The sequence below is a fragment of the Nostoc sp. genome (genome assembly GCF_036917635.1).
Taxonomy (GTDB): Bacteria; Cyanobacteriota; Cyanobacteriia; order Cyanobacteriales; family Nostocaceae; genus Nostoc.
In genome coordinates, this window is sequence record NZ_JBALCW010000021.1 from 147,840 (window position 1) to 173,023 (window position 25,184).

Annotated in this window: 25 protein-coding genes and 1 pseudogene; 12 read left to right on the forward strand and 14 right to left on the reverse strand. The window is 41.7% G+C overall.

The window, feature by feature from the left end; translation table 11 throughout:
• Nucleotides 1–449: 449 nt before the first annotated feature.
• The 3 genes from V7K32_RS06675 to cysS form a co-directional block, all read right to left on the reverse strand.
• The gene (locus tag V7K32_RS06675; protein WP_334991430.1) at nt 450–1,796 is read right to left on the reverse strand and encodes a TldD/PmbA family protein; all 1,347 of its coding nucleotides are present in this window, start codon (nt 1,794–1,796) and stop codon (nt 450–452) included.
• Between the two features lie 309 nt (nt 1,797–2,105).
• Nucleotides 2,106–3,545, reverse strand: coding sequence for a TldD/PmbA family protein (locus V7K32_RS06680; RefSeq protein ID WP_334991496.1), 1,440 nt, complete (start codon nt 3,543–3,545; stop codon nt 2,106–2,108).
• 181 nt (nt 3,546–3,726) lie between these two features.
• Complete coding sequence (gene cysS, locus V7K32_RS06685) at nt 3,727–5,172, reverse strand: cysteine--tRNA ligase (protein WP_334991432.1); 1,446 nt, start codon at nt 5,170–5,172, stop codon at nt 3,727–3,729.
• A 248-nt stretch (nt 5,173–5,420) separates the two neighbouring features.
• Between cysS and V7K32_RS06690 the strand changes: the two genes are divergently transcribed.
• Complete coding sequence (locus V7K32_RS06690; RefSeq protein ID WP_334991434.1) at nt 5,421–6,536, forward strand: CobW family GTP-binding protein; 1,116 nt, start codon at nt 5,421–5,423, stop codon at nt 6,534–6,536.
• 172 nt (nt 6,537–6,708) lie between these two features.
• Here V7K32_RS06690 and V7K32_RS06695 read toward each other — a convergent pair whose 3' ends face one another.
• Nucleotides 6,709–6,903 carry a hypothetical protein gene (locus V7K32_RS06695; RefSeq protein WP_334991436.1) on the reverse strand — a complete coding sequence of 65 codons (195 nt, stop codon included), beginning with the start codon at nt 6,901–6,903 and terminating at the stop codon, nt 6,709–6,711.
• 114 nt (nt 6,904–7,017) lie between these two features.
• Nucleotides 7,018–7,230 (reverse strand): hypothetical protein, encoded by a 213-nt coding sequence (locus V7K32_RS06700; RefSeq protein ID WP_334991438.1) that lies wholly within the window; start codon nt 7,228–7,230, stop codon nt 7,018–7,020.
• Nucleotides 7,231–7,250: 20 nt separating this feature from the next.
• On the opposite strand from V7K32_RS06700, the pseudogene dtd reads away from it, so the two are divergent.
• The 4 genes and pseudogenes from dtd to V7K32_RS06720 form a co-directional block, all read left to right on the forward strand.
• Nucleotides 7,251–7,596: pseudogene (gene dtd, locus V7K32_RS06705) on the forward strand (D-aminoacyl-tRNA deacylase); the annotation flags it as partial.
• A 104-nt stretch (nt 7,597–7,700) separates the two neighbouring features.
• Complete coding sequence (gene psb28 / locus V7K32_RS06710; RefSeq protein ID WP_334884893.1) at nt 7,701–8,042, forward strand: photosystem II reaction center protein Psb28; 342 nt, start codon at nt 7,701–7,703, stop codon at nt 8,040–8,042.
• Nucleotides 8,043–8,159: 117 nt separating this feature from the next.
• Nucleotides 8,160–8,666: a MogA/MoaB family molybdenum cofactor biosynthesis protein gene (locus V7K32_RS06715; RefSeq protein ID WP_442938700.1), complete on the forward strand. Its 507-nt coding sequence runs from the start codon at nt 8,160–8,162 to the stop codon at nt 8,664–8,666.
• Between the two features lie 125 nt (nt 8,667–8,791).
• On the forward strand, nt 8,792–10,543 hold the full coding sequence (locus V7K32_RS06720; RefSeq protein ID WP_334991440.1) for a diguanylate cyclase: 1,752 nt from the start codon (nt 8,792–8,794) through the stop codon (nt 10,541–10,543).
• 275 nt (nt 10,544–10,818) lie between these two features.
• Here the strand turns inward: V7K32_RS06720 and mraY are convergent, their stop codons facing one another.
• Nucleotides 10,819–11,910: a phospho-N-acetylmuramoyl-pentapeptide-transferase gene (gene mraY / locus V7K32_RS06725; RefSeq protein ID WP_334991442.1), complete on the reverse strand. Its 1,092-nt coding sequence runs from the start codon at nt 11,908–11,910 to the stop codon at nt 10,819–10,821.
• Nucleotides 11,911–11,990: 80 nt separating this feature from the next.
• A complete protein-coding gene (locus tag V7K32_RS06730) occupies nt 11,991–12,227 on the reverse strand; it encodes a DUF3134 domain-containing protein (RefSeq protein WP_334991444.1) in 237 nt (78 codons plus the stop codon).
• A 242-nt stretch (nt 12,228–12,469) separates the two neighbouring features.
• On the opposite strand from V7K32_RS06730, the gene V7K32_RS06735 reads away from it, so the two are divergent.
• The 4 genes from V7K32_RS06735 (at nt 12,470) to V7K32_RS06750 (ending at nt 15,077) form a co-directional block, all read left to right on the forward strand.
• Nucleotides 12,470–13,054, forward strand: coding sequence for a PAP/fibrillin family protein (locus tag V7K32_RS06735; RefSeq protein WP_334991446.1), 585 nt, complete (start codon nt 12,470–12,472; stop codon nt 13,052–13,054).
• Between the two features lie 322 nt (nt 13,055–13,376).
• On the forward strand, nt 13,377–13,592 hold the full coding sequence (locus V7K32_RS06740; RefSeq protein ID WP_334991448.1) for a photosystem I reaction center subunit IV: 216 nt from the start codon (nt 13,377–13,379) through the stop codon (nt 13,590–13,592).
• Between the two features lie 251 nt (nt 13,593–13,843).
• Nucleotides 13,844–14,731 (forward strand): DNA-formamidopyrimidine glycosylase, encoded by an 888-nt coding sequence (locus tag V7K32_RS06745; protein ID WP_334991450.1) that lies wholly within the window; start codon nt 13,844–13,846, stop codon nt 14,729–14,731.
• Between the two features lie 130 nt (nt 14,732–14,861).
• Complete coding sequence (locus V7K32_RS06750) at nt 14,862–15,077, forward strand: NAD(P)H-quinone oxidoreductase subunit O (protein WP_334991452.1); 216 nt, start codon at nt 14,862–14,864, stop codon at nt 15,075–15,077.
• 967 nt (nt 15,078–16,044) lie between these two features.
• Here V7K32_RS06750 and V7K32_RS06755 read toward each other — a convergent pair.
• Nucleotides 16,045–16,314, reverse strand: a complete 270-nt coding sequence (locus V7K32_RS06755; protein WP_334991454.1) for a translation initiation factor — start codon at nt 16,312–16,314, stop codon at nt 16,045–16,047.
• A 94-nt stretch (nt 16,315–16,408) separates the two neighbouring features.
• Nucleotides 16,409–16,903 carry a hypothetical protein gene (locus tag V7K32_RS06760; protein ID WP_334991456.1) on the reverse strand — a complete coding sequence of 165 codons (495 nt, stop codon included), beginning with the start codon at nt 16,901–16,903 and terminating at the stop codon, nt 16,409–16,411.
• 338 nt (nt 16,904–17,241) lie between these two features.
• Here V7K32_RS06760 and V7K32_RS06765 point away from each other — a divergent pair, with 338 nt between their 5' ends.
• Genes V7K32_RS06765 through V7K32_RS06775 form a run of 3 tightly spaced genes read left to right on the forward strand, consistent with a single transcriptional unit; the run spans nt 17,242 to nt 21,411 of the window.
• Nucleotides 17,242–17,919 (forward strand): hypothetical protein, encoded by a 678-nt coding sequence (locus tag V7K32_RS06765; RefSeq protein ID WP_334991458.1) that lies wholly within the window; start codon nt 17,242–17,244, stop codon nt 17,917–17,919.
• A gap of 46 nt (nt 17,920–17,965) precedes the next feature.
• Complete coding sequence (locus V7K32_RS06770; RefSeq protein WP_334991460.1) at nt 17,966–19,954, forward strand: P-loop NTPase fold protein; 1,989 nt, start codon at nt 17,966–17,968, stop codon at nt 19,952–19,954.
• Nucleotides 19,955–19,956: 2 nt separating this feature from the next.
• Nucleotides 19,957–21,411: a DUF1802 family protein gene (locus tag V7K32_RS06775; RefSeq protein WP_334991462.1), complete on the forward strand. Its 1,455-nt coding sequence runs from the start codon at nt 19,957–19,959 to the stop codon at nt 21,409–21,411.
• A gap of 106 nt (nt 21,412–21,517) precedes the next feature.
• On the opposite strand, the gene V7K32_RS06780 is transcribed toward V7K32_RS06775, so the two are convergent.
• The 5 genes from V7K32_RS06780 to V7K32_RS06800 form a co-directional block, all read right to left on the reverse strand.
• Complete coding sequence (locus tag V7K32_RS06780; RefSeq protein WP_334991464.1) at nt 21,518–21,880, reverse strand: aspartyl protease; 363 nt, start codon at nt 21,878–21,880, stop codon at nt 21,518–21,520.
• Nucleotides 21,877–22,194: a hypothetical protein gene (locus V7K32_RS06785; protein ID WP_334991466.1), complete on the reverse strand. Its 318-nt coding sequence runs from the start codon at nt 22,192–22,194 to the stop codon at nt 21,877–21,879. Before V7K32_RS06785 ends, V7K32_RS06780 begins: the two co-directional genes overlap by 4 nt.
• 226 nt (nt 22,195–22,420) lie before the next feature.
• Entirely contained in the window at nt 22,421–24,007 is a 1,587-nt protein-coding gene (locus tag V7K32_RS06790) for a glucose-6-phosphate isomerase (RefSeq protein WP_334991468.1), read from the reverse strand.
• A 252-nt stretch (nt 24,008–24,259) separates the two neighbouring features.
• Nucleotides 24,260–24,517 carry a cytotoxic translational repressor of toxin-antitoxin stability system gene (locus V7K32_RS06795; protein ID WP_334991470.1) on the reverse strand — a complete coding sequence of 86 codons (258 nt, stop codon included), beginning with the start codon at nt 24,515–24,517 and terminating at the stop codon, nt 24,260–24,262.
• A 235-nt stretch (nt 24,518–24,752) separates the two neighbouring features.
• Nucleotides 24,753–24,950: a hypothetical protein gene (locus V7K32_RS06800; protein WP_334991472.1), complete on the reverse strand. Its 198-nt coding sequence runs from the start codon at nt 24,948–24,950 to the stop codon at nt 24,753–24,755.
• Nucleotides 24,951–25,184 lie beyond the last annotated feature (234 nt).

Genomic DNA, 25,184 nt, shown 5'->3' on the forward strand with positions numbered 1-25,184 from the left:
GGATGGACTAGCTTTATCGTAATTCGTAATTAAATAGGTACAGAGCAAATTGATAAATCAGATGGAGATATAAAAATGTGTAGCATCATTATTTTTAAGCCCCCGACTTCAGTCGGGGGGTAATAATTACGAATTACGTTAGCGCAGCGTTAGCGACGCAGGAGCGTCATTATAAATTACGAATTATTATGACTTCCGCTATTAAATACCAAGTTGGAAAACTGTAAAATTTTTTCTCTATAAGAATAACAGGTTTAAAAAAGTATGGATTTAATATTAGGAACTAAGCTGTTCCACAAAAAAACTTGCATATACTGGGCGGGCAGGATGCCCACCCCACAAGAGTTATATTTAATAAGGGTTATGCAAATTAGATGTTTTTTAGCTTATAAAGGAAGCGATAGAGCCGATTTCTATCTGTTGGCTTTTAATTTCCTGTCAGCAGATGATTACAAAGTATATGTAAAATCTTCTACCAACATACCGGGAACTAAACTACCTCCTAGTTGGCGACTTTCATAAGTTCCGACTTCGGGAATGAATTCTTGAAAAGTGGTCAAATCTACTAAGTTTTCTCCCCAGAAGCGATAAAGACTTTCATCAAAACGTAAGTTTTCAATGGGGGCGATAATTTCTCCCTTTTCTACCCAAAAACAAGCATAACGAGTCATACCTGTGATTCTACCAGTTTGGCGATCGCTCCAATTCAAGTAATGCAAATTAGATACATATAATCCGGTATCTAAACTCTGAAGAATCTGCTCAAATCCTAAATTTCCAGTAGTCACTTCTGGCGCACGTAAAGTCTCTGAACCATTAGCACCGTTGGCAATTTTTTGATATTCCTTAGCAGTCCGAGAATTCACCAAAGTATTTACCAAATGTCCTTTTTCGATTATAGGTAACTCCAGTGCTGCTATTTCTCCCAATTCATTAAATCGTGGTACTAATCCTCTCTGAAAGTTTTCTTTCAAACTAAATCTTGGAGAAAGTTGTTTTTCTTGACGCGATAAAGCAGCTAAAGCGCTGTTTCCTTGTTGGATATCAGCTTCGCTGACTGCTCCCCAAGAGAGCATTAATAATAAATCTGCAACAGCAGCAGGTGCAAAATAAGTTTTGTATTGTCCCCGTGGCAATTCTTTAGCTGGGCGATAAAGGAGTTCTAGTTGCTTTTTGGCTGCGCTAATTTTGGCTATATATACAGATATATCCCAATTACTCCCAGCAAATGTCCCCTTAACTGCTTGTCCAGAGGTGGAAAATAGAGAATAATCTAATGTAAAAGAATCAGTAGCAAACCAGTGTTTTTGACCGTTAGAATCACCATAAGCTTTAATTACTATTCCTCCAGCATATATACCAGTAAAATCTAATTCAGCAACTAGTTTTAGCACAGTTGGTACTACTGCTTCCGCCGCCAATAAATTCCCAGAATGTACTTCCCGGCTGGTATTATTTCCTGATGGCAAAACTAGATACGGATCGATGGGTAATAGAATCAGTTCGTCACGTAGTTCCTGCAAAGCAGTATATGCTAACTGCCAATCTACATCCCAATTTCCAGTAAAGGGGAACTGCCGAACACTGCTGCATTGATTTGCCATCAAAGTCAGTTCGATCCAACCATCAGCAACACAACCAGTTTGGCGCACTCTCGCGTGATTGAAACGAGTAAATTGACTTCTTTCACAGCTGAGTTTCACAGTGAATTGTTCACTTTCGGCTTTTTTAATCAGTAGAGTTTCAATCAGTTGATTAAAGCTGACTTCTAACGTAGATAATTCCTCAATTTTCATAGATATTAATATTAATAGGGAATAAGGAGGGGGAGAAAGTTAGGAGTTAGGAGGTAGGAGTTAGGAGGTAGGAGTTAGGAGTTAGGAGTTAGGAGTTGAAGATTTTTTTAAGAAACTTCGGCGCTTTTTTGTCCACGGCTACAAAAGAAGCATGGATGTATGTGGAGAGCGGGGTTTGTCTTACAAAGTTGCTTCTCTTGGGTTCGACACCAAGACCGCAATGCAGGGCTAAATCCCTGTTACAAAACTGTACTTTCGACTTCCGACTTCTTTAACTCCTAACTCATAACTTTCAACTCCTAACTTTTTTCAACTTCCTCCACCAAAAACTTCGACATTAGCAAATACACAAACAGGTGAACCATGTCCTACCCAAATAGCCTGATTTGGTTCTCCTTTACCACAATAAGGAGTACCATACATTTGCCAGTTTGTGGCATCTCCTACTTGGATTAAGCTGTGCCAAAACTCTGGTGTTGTGGCGCGATAGTTGGGATTGCGGAGGGTTTTGGTGAGTTTACCGTTTTCAATTAATTTAGCGTACTCGCAACCAAATTGGAATTTGTAGCGGCGATCGTCAATTGACCAAGAGCGGTTAGATTCCATGTAAACGCCGTGTTCTATGCCGCGAACAATGTCTTCAAAGCTAGCGTTTAGAGGCTCTAAATTTAAGTTTCCCATGCGATCGATCGCAGGTCGATTCCATGAGGAAGCACGCGCACAGGCAACTCCTGCTACACCTGCTCTGGCTTGACTCTCTAGACTGCCTAAACCCCGTTGCAGTACTCCTTCTTTAACCAAATACTCTCGCGTTGCTACAGCACCAGTATCATCAAAGCCATAGCTAGAAAATTCCCCAGGTACGGTGGGATCAAAGGTAATATTCATCAGTGGCGAACCATATACTAGGTTGCCAAAATCACTTTTATTAACGAAGCTGCCCCCAGCATAGTTCCGCTCATCTCCCAAAATTCGGTCAATTTCTAGGGGATGCCCGACACTTTCATGGATTTGCAGCATCATTTGGTCTGGAGCTAAAACTAAATTGGTACGAGTGGTTGGGCATTCCTCTGCTGTCAATAGTTCTACTGCTTGTTCGCCAATTTGCCGCACCAGATGCCATAAATTTTCTTGTTTTAAAAGTTCTAGTCCGCCTTGGTAATAGTTTGCGTGAGAACCATTGTTACTGCGCTGCTGTACAACCACACCATCTTGGGCGGTGGCTCCATAATGAGTGCCTATAGATAGAATTTCTTGATAGACTTCTGAGCCGTTGCTGCTAATAAACCAAGATTCCCTCTCAATGGTGCTAGCACTGGCTATGGTTTGCACTATCTTGTCGTCAACTTTCAGGATTTGGCAAATCCGAACCAGTAAATCGTTGATTTCTCCCGGACTCAAAGCATCCAATGGCTCAAGATATGGAGATTTATATTCACCAACGACTTTAGGGCGCTCACTTTCACGAAAGGGATGTATCCACCATTCACTGGCTGCTAGTGCCTGTTTATAGGCTGTTTCGGCAGCAGCTTGTAAGGAAGACAGTTCTAGAGAGTTAGTTGCTGCATAACCCAGACAGCCATTTACCAAAACTTCCAGCATGGCTCCTACAGTGAAGGATTTGCCGTTTAGTTGGGGTAAGCCGTCACGGACTAAACGGGTTGTAGAAGTTTCCTTTACGGCTCTAATACCAATCCAATCAGCAGGAATATCGAAACTAGCGATCGCTTTTTTTAGAGTAATCCACATAATTAAAGGGAATGGGGAATGGGGAATTGGGCATTGGGCATTGGGAATTGGGCATTGGGAGGAATTCAATTTTTAGTTCCCAGTCCTCTAGACATCTCCAGAAATTAAATATGCGTTATTCAGAACCCTTGTAGAGACGCGAAATTTCCCGTCTCTACATTCTTTTTCGGAGATGTCTTCTCTAATTCCGGTGCCAGCGCGTGCCATCACGGCTATCAATTAGCGTAATACCTTCTGCTTGGAGTTCGTCACGAATGCGATCGCTTTCGGCAAAATTCTTGGCAATACGTGCTTCTTGCCTTTGCTGAATTTTTGCTTCAATTTCCGCATCGCTTAAACCATTACTCTTGTCAGCTTCCGCTTCTATCTCGGCTTCCAAACCTAAAACTCCAGCCAATGTGACGAGAGTTTGCCATTGACGCTTTAACTCATCAGGGGAAGTTTCAGTTTTCCCTTCATGCACAATAATATTTCCCTCACGGCGCAGTTCTTTGGCTAATTCAAACAGAATTGTTAACCCACCAGGAAAATTAAAGTCGTTATTTACAGTTTCTTGAAAGCGTTCAACAGTTTCAGGAAGTAGTGAAGCAGTTTCCACTCCCCAACCTAGTTTTTTAGCGTATTGGTAGCCGAAGAGTAAACCTTCTTTAATGGTGTGCCAACCGTTGGTTGCTGCGGCGATCGCTTCGTCGGTAAAATCAATTGGTGTACGATATTGAGCGGTCAGTACGAACAACCGTACCGCCATCGGGTCAACTCCTCGATCCAGTAATTCTCGAATAGTGGTAAAGTTGCCCAAAGATTTGGACATTTTTTCACCATCTACTTTCACCATGCCGTTATGCAGCCAGTAACGCGCTAGGGGTTTTCCTGTTACAGCCTCAGATTGGGCAATTTCGTTTTCGTGGTGGGGAAAAATTAAGTCAGCACCACCAGCATGAATATCGATGGTATCACCCAAGCGATCGCGCACCATTGCCGAGCATTCTATATGCCACCCCGGACGACCTGCGCCCCACGGTGATTCCCAAGCTGGCTCTCCTGGTTTTGCTGCCTTCCATAAAGCAAAATCAAAGGGGTCTTTCTTTTTCTGATATTCTGGATCTTCGACGTTGACGCGCTCGCTTTTCCCGGCTTGCATATCTTCTAATTTGCGTCCCGAAAGCTTGCCATACTCAGCAAACTGCCGCACTGCATAATACACATCGCCGTCAGCAGGGTAAGCAAAATCCTTATTTTCCAACTCATGAATTAAGCGTTGAATGCCATTCATCGTATGAGTAGCACGGGGATATTCATCAGCCTCCTTGATTCCTAGCCGCGCCATATCCTCAAAATATGCTTTGATAAAGCGATCGGCTACAGCTTCCATCGATGAATGTTCAACACAGGCTCGATTCAGAATCTTGTCATCAATATCGGTAAAATTTTGGATATATCGCACTTCATAACCGATAAACTGGAGATATCGGCGCACTACGTCCCAAACGATGCAAGCTCTCGCATGACCCAAATGGCAGTAGTCGTACACCGTCACGCCGCAGTAATACATCTTAACCTTGCCTGCAACGAGAGTTTCAAACGGTTCTTGACGACGGGTGAGGGTATTGTAAAGGGTTAGGGTCATAACAGAGTAATGCTGAAATAAGAAGATACGTAATAATAGGGTAAAGCAGATGGGATGACAGTCCAGCATCCCTATGCTAGTACGTCACAGTGGAAATCAACATAACTATTGGACAAAATCTCGAAAGCCCAGAAATCAAGGGTTTTTGACTTTTGACTTTTGACTTTTGACTTCCGCATAGCGGCGCTAGTGTTTTCTGGACTATCTGCGCTACATTACTATTTTTTGACTATTTAGATAACAGCGCTATGCAATCAGCAGTTACAACCGAATCTTCCGCAATGGATACGCCCAAACAAGGAATGCCAGTAACAATTATTACGGGTTTCCTCGGCAGTGGCAAGACGACTTTACTCAATCATATCCTGAACAACCAACAGGGTTTGAAAACCGCCGTTCTCGTGAATGAATTTGGCGAAATTGGCATCGACAACGAGCTAATTGTTTCCACTGGTGAGAACATGGTGGAGCTAAATAATGGTTGTATATGCTGCACTATTAATAATGATTTAGTAGATGCAGTTTACAAAGTTTTAGAACGCCAAGAAAATCTAGATTATCTAGTAGTGGAAACAACTGGATTGGCAGATCCGCTACCAGTAGCTCTAACATTTTTAGGCACAGAATTGCGAGATTTAACTCGCTTAGATTCGATTATTACCGTAGTAGATGCGGCGAACTACAGCCTAGATTTATTTAACTCTCAAGCGGCATACAGCCAAATTGCTTATGGTGATGTAATTGTACTGAACAAGACTGATTTGGTTGATGAAGCTACATTGAATGAGTTAGAAACAAAAATTAACGAAGTTAAAGAAGGAGCGAGAATTCTCCGTACCACGCGATCGCAAGTGCCACTTCCGTTAATTCTCAGTGTTGGTCTGTTTGAGTCTGATAAATATTTTGACACAGTGGTGGATGAACACGACCATCACGAGCATGAACATGACGATCATCATGATGATCACGATCACTCAACATGCGGTCACGATCATCATGACCATGACCACGATCACCATGAGCATCATCATTCTGACCATTTAGAAAATGATGGTTTTACTTCCATCTCTTTCCAAAGTGACAAGCCTTTTTCTATTAGGAAGTTTCAGTATTTCTTAGATAACCAGCTACCCTCAAATATCTTCCGAGCCAAGGGGATTATGTGGTTTGATGAAAGTCCGAAGCGTCATATTTTCCATCTTTGCGGTAAACGCTTTACCTTAGATGATGATGAATGGAAAGGTCAATTGAAAAACCAAATCGTGCTAATTGGTCAAAATTTGGATCGTGAGGCTTTAATTACTCAACTCGAAAACTGCATTTGTCTACCTTCAAGCAATCGCGGTAAAGGGTTTGGCAAATAAAAGTTAGGAGTTAGAAGTTAGGAGTTAGGAGTTAGGAGTTAGGAGTTTACTAGTCGTTCCCAGGTTCTACCTGGGAATGAATTTTCAATGGCTCTGGCATCGATTTTGAGCAATGAAAATGAGATAATCAGATAATAGCGACGCCGAATAGCCCGTCGTAGACATCGCTTCCTCACTCCCCTGAGTTACCAGCTTCTTCGCTTGCTAACTGCTGTACCTGCTCCACGGATAACCCTGTCACTCTCGCCACTATTGCCACTGAGATTCCCTCTTTGAGCAAATTCATCGCTACACGCCGCACTTCTTCAGCACGACCTTCAGCTAAACCTTCAGCAAGGATAGCTTGATAAGTTACTGACTCCTGCATAAGTTCCCTCCGCAGCAATTGTTGAATTATCTCCTTCTCTAATACTAGCCCAGCCAGAATAAAGGCTGAGGCTGCAATATTATTCTGGATACGTTGATCGGTAATTTCTGAAATTTATTGAGCAACTTGTTGTAACGTAGCAGTACGGTTATTTGTCTGACTTAACACCGCAAATGGTAATAATCCTGGATGCTCCAAAAATACACTTGTTGGTTGCTCCCAAAGACGAATTACCTCGAACCTATGAGAGGTTTCTTCTAAAGTAAATGTGGTTTGCTGCACAAATTCTGAATTTGTTTGTTGCAGATAAATCACTACCTGACGCATTCGCTTACTTTTAAACCGACGATACTGATGCTGAAATCGACTGGATGGTGCGTAAGTGCTTGGAATTACGGCTGTTTCCTGATGAGGAAGGAGACGATCGCTGGCAAAAATCTATACAAGAAATTGGCGGCGATTTGTTAGTAATCAGTCAGTTTACCCTTTATGGTGACTGCCTTTAAAGGTCGCCGTCCTTCTTTTGACCGTTCAGCCGCTCCACAATCAGCAGCAGATTTGTATAATCGTTTTGTTAGCAAGTTAAAAGCTAGCGGTTTGCAGGTGGAAACAGGGCAATTTGGTACAATGATGCAAGTTACAATCGAAAACGATGACCCAGTAACTTTGTTACTTGAAAAAGAAGCAATTTAAGTACATACACTAAAAAGATGAATAACAGTAGCCTCTAGACCGTGGTGTTCTAATTGATGAGAGAATATTAAATTAACCATTACAAAAGTTTAAATTCAGTCATCATGGCAAAAATCCAGTTTTCTAGAGGTCTTGACGAAGAAGTAACTCCAGAGGTGCGCTTGACGCGATCGCGCACTGGTGACAGTGGCACAGCAACGTTTATTTTTACCAATCCAAAGATTTTAGATCAAGGTAGCACCGAAGATATTACCGGGATGTACCTGATTGACCAAGAAGGAGAGATAATTACCCGTGAAGTTAAAGCTAAATTTATCAACGGCAAACCGGAAGCATTAGAAGCACTTTACGTGATGAAATCTCCCCAAGAATGGGATCGCTTTATGCGCTTCATGGAACGCTATGCTGAAGAAAACGATCTGGGACTGAGTAAAAATCAGGCATAGGGCATAGGGCATAGGGCATGGGGCATGGGGCATGGGGTATCGGTAACTATTGTCATACTTAATGTGCCATTTTCTCTGCCCAATTATCTATGAGCAAAAGTTTATGAATGAGCTATAATGCCACAACCCCACCCAGACTCGCCTAGAATTACGGTAACTTGTGCTGTGGTTACTGTTAGCGATACACGCACTTTTGAAACAGACAAAAGTGGCCAGCTAATTCAGCAGTTACTCCTTGGTGCTAACCATGCTATAGGAGCCTACACAATTATCAAAGATGAACCAACACAAATTCAAGAGCATATAGAAAATCTAGGTAAAAGCTCAAATTTGAATGCTGTAATTTTCAGTGGTGGTACAGGTATTGCACCAAGAGATACTACTTATGATGCCATTGAAAAGTTACTAGAGAAAACCTTACCGGGATTTGGTGAGTTATTCCGTTTTTTAAGTTATCAAGAAATTGGTTCGCGGGCGATCGCTTCTCGCGCTGTTGGTGGTGTTTATCAAAATAAATTAATCTTCTCGCTTCCTGGTTCGAGTAATGCTGTGCAACTGGCGATGGAAAAATTGATTTTACCCGAACTTACTCACTTGGTAACTCAATGTAAGGGGTTGAAATGAGCAGCTTTTTAGGAAGCTACCATAAAATTAAGGAATAAAGTACTGAAATCATCCTTTCTCCGCTTACATCTTGAAACGACCCAGAATTATAGTAAAACGCATGAAATGTTAATATCAGGTCAGCAATGGAGCCTATTTACTGGAATTGCACAATTGCTCACGGCATCACTGCACTTTCATACTTTGGCATCCCTATATTAATAGGGGTTTTTTTCGTCAAAACCAAGGCTACTATCCCGTCTAAGTTTTGGCTAGCCTTTTTTTTATCATCTGGATTTGTGCTATTTTGCGGATTTCATCACCTTTTGACAGTCTTTGAGCCACATTCGGCAGTGTCGCTACTACACCTATGTGTGCTTGACTTAATGGCGTTGATTTCCTTATGTGCTTTACTCTACCTGATGCCAACCGCTTATCAAATTGTAGAGGCGATCGCTAAATCTCAAGAAGATACCCAGAAACTTCAACGCAGCCAGCAGATGCAACAGCTATTCCTAGATCAAGGGCCTTTCATGGCCTATATCAAAGATGATCAATCTAGAATGCTCTACTATAACCAGGAAACACAGTCTAGATTTTCGGTAACTCCACAAGAATGGTTGGGGAAAGCAGATAGTGAATTTTTGTCAGATCCAGAAGAGGCGCGGCAGGTAATGGCAAACGATCAAATCGTTTTGAAGACTCTACACCCGTTGAAGTTGATTGAAGAGGCAAAAGTATCTGGTAATGATCAGCCATGCTACTGGCTATCGTTTAAGTTTCCCTTTAGCGATTATGCAACAGGCGATCGCCGCCTCGGTGGGATCAGCATCGATATTACAGAATCTATACAACTACAGCGATCGCTCATTGACCTAAATCGGCACTTAGAAGAAAAAGCACTGGAATTAGAGGCAAAAAAACGAGAACTTATATATCTCTCCGATATGGCAGATATGCTTTATTGCTGTGAGTCTGAAGATGATGTGTATAAAGTGGTTGCTTTAACTTGTTCCAAGCTGTTTCCTAATATGAGTGGTTGTGTCTATATAATTTCTAATTCTAAAAATTATGTTCATCTGAATAGTTTTTGGGGAGATGAAAGAACCAGTAAAGAAATATTTTCAAAATCTGAATGTTGGGCATTGCGGAGAGGTAAATTCAACCTTTTATCTTCTGGGAACTCAGGACTGTTGTGCAGCCATTTAATCCAGCCTGTTAGCGGCGCACATTTGTGTTTTCCATTGTTTGGACAAAGCGAAGTAGTTGGAATTTTACACATTTATTCCATCGAAGAAATCAGTCCAGAAGATCAACAAATTACTGAGATTATTGCTAGAACTTTAGGCTTTGCACTAAATAATCTTTCGATAAAACAACGTCTTACCCATGATAGTTTGCGCGATGGGATGACCCAACTATATAATCAAAGCTATATGGAAACTATACTAGAACAAAGGCTAGCGGAGGCTGAACGATCGGGACAACGCCTTAGTGTTATTTTTCTAGATATTGATAACTTCAAATCTTACAACTCACGTTATGGGCATTTGACTGCCAACATTGTTATTCAGGAATTAGCAAAACTGCTATTAAAATCTATTCGTTCTTTTGATATTCCTTGCAGGTGGGGTGGTGAAGAATTTGTGATTGTCATGCCTAATATGACATTGGAATCGCTCAGGAAGCGAGTGGAACAATTAAGGGTAGATATTGAACAAATGCAATTGCGCGACGGCGATCAGATCCTCCAAAGCATCACCGCTTCTTTTGGAATAGCTGTATCAGAATCAGGGATTACGGTTAAAGATTTTCTAAATCGGGCAAATCAAGCGATGCTTGAGGCAAAGCGAACAGGGAAAAATCGGGTTATTGAGTATGTAAATAGGTACAATTGATTCAAAATTAATAACAATGCAAGATTATTGATAAGGGACTGACAAATAAAAAAATACTCAACTACTTATTGTGGGGTGGGCATCTTGCCCGCCCAGTTCAATAGGGCGGGCAAGATGCCCACCCCACAAGATTGGATAATTTATTTCTTGTCAGTCCCTAATGCATTTTCCCATATAAATAACAACTCCCTGAAGATGTGGGAGTTGTTTTTTTGTATTTGACTATTTTCTCAAAAGATGATTCAGAATGGAACGATGCCTGGGTTGGGCTGCGCCTACGCCAAGCAGATGGCAGCCAAAATAGCCGCGATGACATAAAATACTCCAACCACTTGCAATTCTGACCAGCCAGTGAGTTCTAAATGATGATGTAAAGGTGCCATTTTAAAGAGGCGCTTGCCCTTGCCATCGGGGCCTTTCGTGGCTTTGTAATAACTTACCTGTGCCATCACCGAAAGGGTTTCTACAAAGAAGATACCACTGAGAATAAACAGAGCTACTAAGGTGTTTGTCAATAACGCTACAGCAGCTAAAGCTCCTCCCAGTGCCAGGGAACCGGTATCTCCCATGAAAACGCGGGCGGGGTTACGATTATGAGCTAAGAAACCTAAGCAACCACCACTTAAAGCCGCACAGAAAACCATCAACCCAGGTGCTGTAGGTGCGACTATAGCACCTAATGCTAAAAGTGCGATCGCTACTGTTCCTGCTGCCAAGCCATCAATACCATCTGTTAAATTAGTCGCATTACTTTCTGCAACTAGCACAAAACCGGCTATTGGCCAAAATAGAAATCCTAAGGGAACTGTAAAGCTCACCCAAGGCAAAGCAATATTTGTAATATTAGAAGGTTGATTAAACGCCAGCCATAGACAAAACACTGCCGCAAAACTCACCTGTAAAGCCAGTTTTGTTCGGGGAGATATACCTTTATTAGATTTCCGGCGCAGAATTTGCCAATCATCCAGCCAGCCTATTAATCCGTAGCTGAGTGTCAAAGCCGAAACTGCAAGGACATCTGTAGCAAAGTTAGACAATATACAAGCAATAATCACACCTACAGGGATAAAAAATATACCCCCCATTGTGGGCGTACCTGCCTTTTTGAGATGGGCTTGGGGGCCATCTTCGCGGATTATTTGTCCAGTTTTAAGGGCTTGAAGTAAAGGTATTACCCAAAAGCCCACCACACCTGAACCCATAGCACACAACAGCAGTGGCAGGGTTAAAGACATACTTTGCCAGGGGAGCCTGTTAGCTATCGAATCTAAGAAAAATGCTGTTGTACCTAACCCAACGGCTAATAAAGAAGCTAGCGCGATTCCAGAAATATTTAGTCCTTGCTCAGGAGATAATTTAGCGTCCACAGAAGTTTCCCTTCACTCCACACTTATTAAAATTGAATATCAGTAGCTAGGGATACAACCAAGTCCCTAGCCTGAAAAGGCTAATCCTCGGCGATTCCTATATCGTCATCATCATCAAGGTCGTAGCCAATTCCATCTTTTACACCCATTAGGGAGTCTATTTCTTCTTCGCCATCTTGAAAATCCGGTTCTTGAACGTCACGTGTTATAACTCGACCCTTATTTTCCAACCAATCTAATAAAGAAGACTCTGGCTTGAGGGGGATGACATGGGCTCGCTGGTTACGGGGTTCTTCACGTAATGGAGAGTTCAACATATCAAAGAAGACAAGAAAAGGTTTACGTAAGTTGACATTTAGAGTCTATCACTTGACACGGATTTATTTAGTTATCTTTTCAACCCTTTGGTGAATAAATCCGCATTCAGATAGAAATTTTTTCTTTAATAGGCATACGGCTTAAGTCAAGCGATTCTTAGTAATTTTTATGGTTCTCCATATATGTGATGAATATCTTGTTTATGCTGATGGAAAGTGACTGATTTTAGAGGTGACAGGCGATGATGCCAAAAGCGGCTCTCATGGATGCGATCGCACTTACTAATCGCGGTCTACTGGCGACTGATGCACAGAAACAGGCTATCTTAGCAGCGATCGCCAATTTAGAAGATTTTAATCCTACACCCCGTCCGGTGGAAGCTGGTAATTTGCTAGATGGCAATTGGCGATTACTATACACCACTAGCAAGGCTCTTTTAAATTTAGATGGTCTACCTTTGTGCAAACTGGGTGAGATATATCAGTGTATCCGGGTTGATACTGCCAGTGTTTACAACATAGCTGAGATTTATGGCTTACCTTATTTGGAAGGATTAGTCAGCGTTGCTGCTAAATTTGAGCCAGTTTCAGATCGGCGTGTCCAAGTGAAATTTGAGCGGTCTATTATCGGCTTACAACGTTTAATAGAATACAATTCTCCGGTAACTTTTATCCAACAAATTGAAGCAGGTAGAAAATTTCCGGCAATTGATTTTGCAATCAAGAGTGATAAACAGCAAGGCTGGTTAGATATCACCTATATAGATAACGATCTGCGGATTGGCAGAGGTAACGAGGGAAGTGTGTTTGTCTTAACTAAAACATAAGCTTCTACAAAATAAACGCTTGCGAACGAAGGTACGCTATAACGTGTGCCTTGTCAAGTAGGCTATTATACCGTTTTTTGGGAGTGGGGAGTGGGGGAGATGAGGGAGAATACAATAACTAATATTCAATGCCTACTCCCCAGCGATGCACTGAGCAAGTCGAAAGTGTCCCCAGTCCCCATTCCCCACTCCCCACTCCCCATTCCCGACTCCCCATTCAGATAAATAACTTAACAAAGACTCTTGCTGCTACCTTCAGGTTGTAGAGTGAAATCAATTAGCCCTCTAGATTGGCGATTGATAACTAAAAGGGAAAATAATCATGGTTCAACGTGGTTCTAAAGTACGTATTCTCCGCCCTGAATCCTACTGGTTTCAGGATTTAGGAACTGTAGCTTCCATTGACCAAAGCGGTATCAAATACCCAGTAATTGTCCGCTTTGACAAGGTAAATTACTCTGGTATCAATACCAATAACTTTGCCCAGGATGAATTAGTCGAGGTTGAAGCACCAAAGGCTAAAGCATCGAAAAAATAGCAGCAAAGCTACAAGGGGGTTGTTTGATGCGATGATGAAGGATAGTCTTAAGTCTGAAGTATGAAGTCTGAAAATTTCAGTTCATTCATCTTTGAGCCAAGCCTACCCTAATCTATGAGAAGCTGCCCTGCGGGTATTTACGGTTTCTCTTGGTTAGTAATACGAGCCATCTACGGATGGGTAAGTTAGTACTCCATCTCTTCTTTATTCAACGCCCAAGTACATAAAAATTGCTTGCTTAATCAGTTTGAATGCCTGAATTGCCTGAAGTTGAAACAGTCCGAAGGGGCCTAAATCAATTGACCCTTAACCAAGAAATTACGGGTGGAGATGTGTTGCTCGATCGCACCATCGCCTACCCGTTTTCTGTTGGTGAGTTTGTTGATGGAATTGAAAAAAGTGCGATCGCTACTTGGCATCGTCGCGGTAAATATCTCCTAGCCACACTCTCCCCCTCATCCCCCTCATCCTCCTCATCTTCCCCTTCATCAACCGGCTGGCTAGGGGTTCATCTGCGAATGACCGGTCAACTACTATGGCTGCATCGAGATGAACCATTACATAAGCACACGCGGGTTAGATTATTCTTTGGGGAACACCAGGAATTACGGTTTGTCGATCAGCGTACCTTCGGTAAAATTTGGTGGGTTCCCCCTGGTGTTGCTGTAGAAAGTATTATGACTGGTTTGGCAACACTGGCAGCAGATCCATTTTCACCCGAATTTACTGTTGAATATCTAGCTCTCAAACTTCAAAACCGCCGCCGTCCGATTAAGACTGCACTACTCGATCAATCTGTAGTGGCGGGATTAGGTAATATTTATGCCGATGAAGCCCTGTTTAAGAGTGGAATTTTACCTGAAACCTTGTGTATAGATTTGCAGCTAAAGCAAATTGAACGTTTGCGAACAGCCATAATTCAAGTTTTAGAAACCAGCATTGAGGCTGGCGGTACTACTTTTAGTAATTTCTTAAGTGTTAAGGGTGTCAATGGCAATTATGGTGGTGTTGCCTGGGTTTATAACCGCGCTGGAGAACCCTGTCGAGTTTGTGACACTCCAATTATGCGGATTAGGTTAGGTGGGCGATCTAGTCACTTTTGCCCACAGTGTCAAAGGGTACGGGGAGTTAGGAGTTAGGAGTTGGGAGTTGGGAGTTAGGAGTTGGGAGTTGGGAGTTGGGAGTTGGGAGTTGGGAGTTGGGAGTTTTTACCTCGGAAGTCTTTTAAAATGCGGATAAGTCTAATCTAGAAATTTGAGAGGGGAATTCATGGCAATCAAAAAGGGAGATATGGTTCGCGCTATCCGCGAGAAACTGGAAAACAGTCTGGAAGCAAAAGCCAGTGATACTCGCTTTCCTTCTTATTTGTTTGACAGCAAGGGCGAAATTGTAGATATCAAAGGTGATTACGCCCTAATTAAGTTCGGGAAAGTGCCAACGCCAAATGTTTGGTTACGTGTGGATCAGCTTGAAGAGTTTAAATAATAAAAAATAAGAACCCCACCCCGCCAACAGGGCTATTTCGTTCTAAACAAAAACCGCCCAGAACTGAAGTTCACAGGCTTTTAGCTAAAGTGCGTTTTAACGGACTATAACCTTTTTTTACTCGTCTTTAGACGAGTTTCACTATTAGACTCAGAATTCATTCTGAGGCGGGCTAGATGAGAATGAAATAGTCCTGCCCCGCCAAAGCTATGCTTTGTCTCCCCTCACCGATCTTCGAGAGGGGATGGGGGTGGAGTGTTAGGAACGTGGATTAAATAAAATGCAAATACTTCATCAATTATCACTATCCCTCTCCAATATATCGGAGAGGGATTGAGGGTGAGGTAATTTAGGGATATAAATTGTATATTTATTTAATTCTTGTTCCTTATAGCGGTTCTCGTTTATGTGAGGTACATCTGTAGGGGTATGGCAGTGCCATGCCCCTACACCTGGCGATATATAATGTTGTACCGCATATGAATGGGAACCCCTATAGTGACTTGTGCAAGAAGTCTAATTTAGAAGTCAGCATTAAGGTATTTTGGAATTAAATCTCACCGATCGCCAAAGAGAGGGTTTGCATACTTACGGCTCAATCTGTGCGTAAAAGTATTGAGCCGTAAGTATGCAAATTTTAGCCGACTTTCCGCACTTCATCGTGTAATATGCGTAGATTTCCCATAGGTGGAAAAAAATGGTTAAATCAACAACATAAATCGCCAATGGTATTCAATATTAATACTTAATAATTTGAACATTATTAGGAATTTTTATTGAAAAGATAGATAATACATTTTGAAGTGCGGAATGTGGGTTTTAGATAACAACAAGTGAGCAAATAATTCGTAATAGACATCTCCAGAAATTAAATATGCGTAACCTGAAACCCTTGTAGAGACGCGAAATTTCGCGTCTCTACATTCATTGTCGGAGATGTCTAATGGGAGAGACCACTAGTTTCGCGTTAACGGCGGTAATCCTCATCTGCGGGGTCGCCGTAGGGATCTTCGCTGGCTGGACGAACGTTACCAAATTCCCCTTGATCTGCGGGGTCGCCGTAGGGGTCTTGACTGGCTGGAATCACGTTGCCGTAAGATGCCGGATCTGCGGGGTCGCCGTAGGGGTCTTCGCTGGCTGGGCGGACATTGCGATCACGGAATTCGGCATCTTCAGCTTGATCGCCGTTCGACCCTAAGAGCAAATCCTTCGCTTTTCGGAAAAATTCATCTACCATAATCTGTCTCCTGATTTAAGTTCGTGTTTCCGACGTGCGCGAAAGGCGTTATCCTCCGGGAAACCCGCTTTCTTATTTACACACGCTTTGCTATCTAAAGTGCTGGAGCTGCGGATGAAGTTATGCCAGTTAGATCGCGACCTGAAGTATTCCCGTTATAGCCTTGGAATTGCCGATATTGTTGTGCTTCAGATTCTGGTACTCGAATTCCTTCTGATGGTGGAGTTACCCAGTGAGCGCGCTTTTCAGCATCGCGGTAGTATACACGCCCGTTCTTGGAAAGATAGTACTTACCTTGCGCTCCTTCTTTTGAAGCATTTTGATGTTGGTTGTACATGTAGTAAAGTGCCGCAGCTCCTGCCAAAAGCGCCACTTTTTGCCCTGTACCCAATCCCTTCTTAGCTTCGGTTTGGCTTGTAGCCTTGCGATCGCTCACTGTTCTACCAACGGTATCATCAACAGGTGGTGGTGCAGAAGCGTTTTTAGAACCTCCTCCACAGCTACTTAGCAAGGGTACGGTTAGCAATGCCGAAAGCAGCACTGCAAATAGACGCGAAACTATTTTACGTTCTTTATATATTGTGATCATCGGATTTCTTCATCACCTGTATTTGCTAAGAGCCTTGCTGTTGCAAAAACCAAGTTAGAAATCCTGTTATTTCACCTGGGATTGAAAAAACATATTTCACTTAATTTATAACTGCACAGCTACAGCGTTTCACTTTCATGATGATCGGTTTCTTCAAGTCTTCCATCCTGCCTTTGAGAGAAACTGCATTCATCCGAAAGAAATATATTTTGGATTTTTAATTAATCTATTTAGCTAAAACGCCGAAATATTCAGCAATTTCTCGGTTATGTTTTCGGGGTAAATAAATTAAAAAGATACAGTTACTATGATGCTTTTTGTCAAAAAGTACACTTAATATGACAGCACAAAATACAGCCCAAACTAGAACTCGTCTCCTTTTGGCCTTGTGGGATTTGGGAGGAACGCAGCAGGAAGTTAAGAAGGGTCAACTCACGAAGCGAATTGTATCAAAAAGCCAGAAGGTAGCAGATTATCAGGGTTCACTTGAAGAATTACAGAATCAGGGTGCGATCGCAATCTCCAAAAAAGGATATTCTCTGATATCTGACAAGGGTTTAGAGGTGTTGGGTGAGGGTTTGAGAAATGGCGAGTTTAAATTTGAAGGGACGATTGTCGGTACTTGGGCGGCGAATGCGCTGGTGAAGTGGATTAGTCAGATTGATGTTGCGGTTAGTAGTGCAGATGTATCAGTTAATGGGAAGAGTGCGATCGCGAAGCTTTCCAAAGGAATCGCATCTTACGACGAGTTTAAATCTGTGACATTGGAAGTTTACGACAAGCTGAATCAAAACTACAACCTAGATGATCTTGTGCCAATTTATCGGATTAGGAGAGAAATAGGCGAGAGAGTTAGTCGTGACAATTTCAGCAATTGGCTACTAGAAATGCAGGAAAAAGATGTTTTGCAGCTGATGGCGGGAGAAATGCGAGACATCACCCCAGATAAACGTGACGACTCAATAACAATTCCTGGTGGTGGGTTGCGTTACTACACCAAGCTTTTAAATTCCTAAATTTCTTTGAATCTCAATGTAGCTCCTTACCTCAGACAAAATTACTATGGATAGTTCAGCCGTTTCTCCAAAAGAAGCCCTTAACACCGCCATCAGAAACCATAATCCGTTTATCAACGCTGGGATAGTTAAAGAACAGGATGTCTGGGGAAAGGGATTCCCCGATGTACCAACTTTAAATGCTCACGCTTCTAATGCAGTTTTTCAGGCAATTGATCTGGTGCGTACTAGCCAATCTACTCAAGAGAAGGTGACATCAATTGCCATTACAGCTCAACAGGGTGTGGGTAAAACTCATATCCTTAGTCGCATTCGCCATCAACTGAGAGCGGATGGAACTGCTCTGTTCATTTATGCAGGTGTTAACAACTATACAGATTTAAACCTAGTTAAATACCAGTTCCAACAAACTTTGGCAGATAGTCTCAGTAATACTGCTAGTCAAGGCGTGATGCAGTGGCAGGAAGTGGCGGCGGCGATGGCAAATGAAGGCTTTAAAGCTATCGATTCTAATTTTCCAAGTCTTTTTCCCCAGGTACTAGTTGAAAGATTTGATAAAGTATGTTCAAGCTGGTCAGCTAGAAACAAAAATTTGATGGATAGGCTGACCAAAGAAGTTCTCAAAACAAAACCAAATGCAGATCCCTATATTGTCAGGGCTATTTTGTGGACGCTTTCAGAAACTCAAGCATCTTTTGCAATTAAATGGTTATCTGGTGATGAATTAGCAACCTCTAATGCTGAGGAATTAGGATTACCCAATCCCTGTAAAGCTAGTCAAGATAGGGAATCTGAAGCCCTCAAAAATATTCAGCAAATTCTTAATTTGGTGAATTACTATAACCCAGTCGTCATCTGTTTTGATGAAATAGATGTAGAAAACAATTGCAGTGTTGATGGCTTAACAACTCCACAGGTAATTGCTGATTTAGTGAAACGTCTACATGATACTCTCGAACCATCTCCACTTGGTCGAGGTCTTGTTATTCTCACAGTTATGTTGCCTGATACGTGGACAAAAAAGGTGAATCTGATGCCTGGTGGTACACCTGATCGAGTTTCAAAATATACGCAACGAAAACCATTAGATTTAAAAACTCTTAGTGGCGATTCTATGGTTGATTTAGTTACTCTTTGGTTAAAAGAGTTTTATGAAGTAAATAACTTAAAACCTCATTACCCACTCTACCCCTTTGAAGAAAGTGAATTAAGAAAATATGGAAAGAACGGACTAACCGTAAGGGAAGCTTTGAAATGGTGTGCTGAAAACTTTAAGGTTGAGGAAGAAATATTACCACAAGATCCATTGCAAAGATTTTATTTGGCTTTAGAAAGAGAAAGTAAGGTAGATAATGGTGATTATCTAGATGAAAAAAATAACTCCCTAATTATCGATGCTTTACGTTTTGGCTTTCAGAGTTTAAAAGGTCAGACATTAGAATGTGAAACTTCTACAGGGGAAAAACTAGAGAAATTAACAATCGAAGACATTACTGACGTTGAACCAAAGTCAATAAATCAGGGTTGGATAAGCTTTAAAGTAATTGGCAAAGAAAAAGAGAAAACTTTCAAAATTGGTGTTGCTGTTCTCCCATACTTACATGGGAGAGCAGTAGGAGCAGGAATGTGGCGTTTAATTGAATATCAAACATTCGATATAACGCGAGGTTGTTTAGTTCGCTCTAAAGCAAATAAGATTCAAAAAAATTGGGATTCTTATACTTATCTCAAAAAACTTGTAGAAGAACTTGGTGGAGAACATGTGGATTTAAAAACTGAGGAAATTCGAGAGCTAATTTATTTTGATGCTGTTTATCAGAAACGTGAAAGCTATCAGCTAACTGAAGAACAAATTATGGAATTTTCCCGGATGTTTACTCGTAAAAATCCTTTGCTTCTGGAAATTTTGAGTGATCCTTCTGGCCATATCGATGACGAGACTATTGAGGGAGAAGAATTATTAAATGACTTCCTTAACCCATCCATTATTGAGGATACAGACGACTCAGAGGATCTGAGTGAGTTGTTAAATTAAACATGAGTGAATCAGTTGTCCTTGACACAGCCTTATGTTTACCAGCTTCTGAGGTTGAAGCGTTAATACAAGGGCGAATGATTGCCACAATGCCTCGCATATTCATTAATCCGGGGCGGCAATTTGCCCTTTATCCAACCGATATATCAATTAATTTACAATCCTATGAGCAATACTATCGCCCAAGTTTTTTATCCATTGCTCAAACAGCTTTAGCCCAGCAAGGTTGTGAAAAGGTTGTGGTTAAAGCTTGGGCTAGGTGTGAAGGGTGCATTTTGCACCCTCCTGAATCTTTGGATAGTTTGTCACAATTAACAGTTTGGACAAAAGAAGCATTACAGCAAACTCTTGGGCAACGACCTCATCTTGTTCTGGCTTACCTACGTGTTTATCTCCTGCCTCAATCACTTGAGATTCTTTTGCAATCCCAAAATCCTCAGTTTCGGCCTTTAAACCCTTCGCTGATCGTTTCTGAAGTCAACCCTGTATTAAACGATCGCACCTTCGCCCAACGCAAAGACCAGTTAGAAAAGCTACAACCCTCACTGCATCCTGAATTAGAAGAATTGCAGAGTGCGATCGCATCCTTAAGCATTAGCCAACCAGCAGCTAAACAATTAGACGACGATATCAAAGTATTTTTGGGTTGGAGTAGTGACAAGCTAATTAAGCAACCCGATGCAAATTTAGCTTGGATAAATGATATAGCAAAATTAGGCGATCGCAGCATCGAACAAGACGACAAAAAAAGCAACTACCAAGCTGGTACAGATTTTGAAAACATCGCACGTCAAAGTTTGGAGTTTTTAGGGTTCAAAATTGAAAGTGCTTACAAAGGTGGCGCTGGAGGCTTAGATTTATATTGTTCCAAACCTTACCCTATTATTTGCGAGTGTAAAGCGGGTAAGCTTATTCCGAGTCGTACAGTTGAGGAATTACTCAAACTTGGAGGGATGCACTTAGGTAAAACTCAACTATTAACTTCAGCTAAGTTAGTAATTGGCCCTGGTAATCCATCTACAGATACACAAAAAGCCGCTAAAGAATGGGAAGTAAGTATTATTAATGCTATGACTTTACAAAAGCTCGTTGAATTCAAAGCAAAATATCCAGGTGCTATTAATTTAGTCGAATTACAGCAATATCTCGAACCTGGGCAAATTGACTATAAAATCGATGAATATATTGATAAAGCTGAGAAAGAGATTAAATTGCGATCGCACATTATCCAGCTTGTAAAAAAGCATCTAGAAAAAACAGGTGATGTAAATGTTGGAGTGGATGCCCTTCATGTAGCATACATTTATGATAGTCCACCTAAGTCTTTGAAAAATCAAGAATTATACGAAATTATGATAGAACTTTCTTCACCATTAACAGGTTATTTAGGACGAATAAAAGGTAGTAATTGGAATAGCGATCGCTTTTACTTTCTCCGCGATTTACCTATTAACTAAAAATAGTAAAATATATCTCTTTTCTTCCCTCTGCGCTCTCTGCGCCTCTGCGGTTCGTTTAAAAATAAATCAAGTGCGTAGGTGTAGCCAGCCGTAGGCATCATAATTATCCCAAAGTTAATATACTAGCCCGATAATTCACCACCAACGGCAAAAAATTTAGCCATTCTGAGCCTAACAATACTTCCGTAATTTCATCGCCTACATAAACATTAATTTCATACTCGTATTCCTTTAAAATCACCTTACCTAAATAAATATCAAATCTTGATTCTCCCTTAGCAGTTCGTAGAGATTCTTCACCTATATAAGCCCAATCAAGACTATCTAAATCTTGTTTATTAATAGCTATAAAGCCTGTGAAACCAGTATCTAACAAGGCATCCACAGGCAAATCTAATCCATCAGATGTAATCAAATCAATTTCAAAGAATAGTTGCCCATTATCCCCAAAGTTCCCCTGAATCATATTGTGCCAGTTGTTCCCGTTTCATTTAGACAGAATACACAATGTCTACTATTTGGGTATTTTTCAAGGGATTTTTTATGAGCTTGCATTTTATCCGCATCAATTAAGTAATCAGCACTATCTGGCTCCACTGCAATATACCAGCCATAGTGTTCCTTAATTAAATCGGGACGCACGCGCTCAAAAATTGCCCGACAACGCCGATAAAATACTTCATCTTCAGCTTTGCGTCTAGCAAGTTCTTCTGGTGGTAAAGTGCGTTCTGGGAAGATTCTACCTCGACGTGCAGGTTGTTTTGCGGTTGATTCAGTCATAGTATTAATCCTACTTATTGATGCTGGCTTAACTTTATTTTATGGGAAGTAATAACGAGCGATCGCACAACCCACCCCAGGTATATGTTTTAATTAATTACGAATTACGAATTATACAGTGAAGCATCCTAGACGGAAGATAAACTTCTATCTAGGATGCTTCACAATAAAAAATTGTTGCTAATACAACAATTAAAGACAAAAGGTGAAATTTAGACTAGAGCTATTAGCTAGCAGAAACAGTTAAACTACCGGGTTTCTGAAGATCACCTTGCAAAACCACACCTCGTTGATTGGCATGGATATGACGCAAAATCTTGTAAATTGCCTCAACTTGCTCTGATGCGCCTGCCTTTTTTGCGAGTTCGTCAAGAGAAATGGGAGTTTTTTCTTTTTGCAGCACTGCTACCACTCGTGTTTGCAAATCGAGAATAGAGGCGGCTGCTTTTTTGCCAGCTTCTACGCCTGGTTGATGGTAGGCGTTGACGTTGACTAAGCTAGCGTATAAACCAACAGCACGCTCATACAAAGCAATTAACGCCCCTACAATTCGGGGGTTAACTTGGGGAATCGTGACTGTAATCGAATCGCGGTGATTTTCATAAAGCGCTTGTCGGGTTCCTTGGAGAAAACCGGAAAGATAATCGCCTGATGTAACTCCTGGATCTATTTCAGTGGATGGACCATGACGATCTTCCAATACTTCGATGAAGGTAGCAAAGAAATTCGCTACACCCTCACGCAACTGCTGGACGTAAGCGTGTTGATCTGTTGAGCCTTTGTTGCCATAAACGGCGATGCCTTGATGGACAACATTGCCGTCTAAGTCTTTTTCCTTGCCCAAGGACTCCATCACTAGCTGTTGCAAATAGCGACTGAATAAAAATAAGCTGTCCTTGTAAGGTAGGACAACCATATCTTTTTCGCCCTTTCCGTTACCAGCAAAGTACCAAGACAAAGCAAGTAAGGCTGCTGGGTTATTTTTCACATCTGCGACGCGGGTAGCGTCATCCATTTCTTTTGCGCCATCTAGCATGGCGCGAACATCAATGCCCTGTAATGCGGCTGGTACTAGCCCCACAGCAGACATTTCTGAGGTGCGTCCTCCTACCCAGTCATACATGGGAAATCTCGCCAGCCAACCTTCGTCTTTGGCCAGTTTATCGAGGTTGCTATCAACGCTGGTAATTGCTACCGCATATTGAGCAAACTCCAAATTGTGTCCGGCGTAGGCTTTTTTAACTTCAATCATGCCGTTACGAGGTTCCGGTGTTCCCCCAGATTTGGAGATCACCAAAACCAAAGTGCTGGCGAGGCTATTTCGTAGATGATTGAGAACGCGATCGATACCTGCTGGATCGTTGTTGTCGATAAAGTGAATTTTCAGGGGCGGGAAATCAGGAGCAAGGGCTTCTGTGACGAATTGGGGACCGAGGGCCGAACCACCAATGCCAATGGAGATAATATCCGTAAAGCGGCTTGCTCTGGGAGGATGAATAGCACCTGTTTGGACTTTTTCCGCAAAGGCTTCGATTTGTTCTAGGGTTTGGACAATTTCTTGTGTAAGTTCTGGAGTTGGCGCTAAATCAGGATTTCGCAGCCAGTAGTGTCCAACCATGCGATTCTCGTCAGGATTAGCGATCGCACCCTTTTCCAGTTGAGCCATATCCGCAAACGCCTTGTCAAACTTCGGCCGCAACGAATCCACAAAGGCATCATCGAACCGGATTCGACTTATGTCTAAGTACAGTCCCAATCCCTCGTGGAAATATAACCAGTTTTGGTATCGTTGCCAAAGGGCCCTAGCATCCATAGGGAAATCTCAAATAAAGTGTTTTTCAAAAACCAGTTTAATGTAAGGTTATAGCGATCCCTGCCTAGCCTTATACAGTTTACAGTTTTAAGTGTTCCCTTGACCGTGCCAATTTTAGATTAAAGAATTAAAGAATTAAAAATTATTTCGGTTTATGCCTCGCACTTCTCTACCAGACGCTACTGCCAACGTGCTGATCAAGGGAATGTGGGTGGAACAAATCCAAAATCCCAAATTGATTGACTTTTCACTTTAAACATCTGGCATAGGGATGACACGTAGAAATTTCACAATTTCACCCCTGATTTCTATACCAATCAAGTAATTATCGAGGGTAAAGCGGTGAAAAATGCCTTCACTATCAAGCTGTCGTAGGTCTTTTAAATCGCTTAACTGCCACTTTTGGGCTAACTCAATAAACACAAAATCATGCACCCGCTCGTAGGCGGCAGGTTCTAAATTCTTCAGGTCTAGTAAAAAAGACCTTGCATAGCGCATTTCCAGACTCACTAGGCGTTACCTTAACCAAAACTTGAGGGGCCACCAAAAGAGTGCTGAGTTGAAAGTGATGAGTGCTGAGTCAAGAACCAGTACTAAGACTTACAATTCAGTATATGGATCTAAATCCTCTGACTTTAGTTCTAAATAATAAATAAATTTTTTCCTAACTAAACTAATCCCTTAGTTTTAACTATGGGCTACTACTTGGCACTCAGCATTCAGCACTACTAAAAGCGCTGCTAAATCAGAAAAACATCAACAGTCTTACCGCTTCTTCATGGGTTAAGATATCCCACGGTTGCTGCGATCGCTTGGCTTCTTGTATCGCTTTAAGCATATAAAAGTCACAATGTAAAGCTTCGAGAACGTCCCAAATGCTTTGCAAATCCTCATCGGCTAACTGCTCGATTAAGTGATGCATTCTCAGTCGCAGCAAATTCATACGTCAACTATTCCTTACCAGCAAACACCAACAATAAATAGTATTCCCATAAAATTACCTCCGCTCAAGCTACGCTAAAATTTATTCGCTTAGTGAGTAGGGAGATGAGGGAGTTTTGAGCGGGGAATCTGACTTTTTTACTCCCAACTCCCAACTCCCAACTCCCAACTCCCAACTCCCAACTCCCAACTCCCAACTCCCAACTCCCAACTCCCAACTCCCAACTCCCAACTC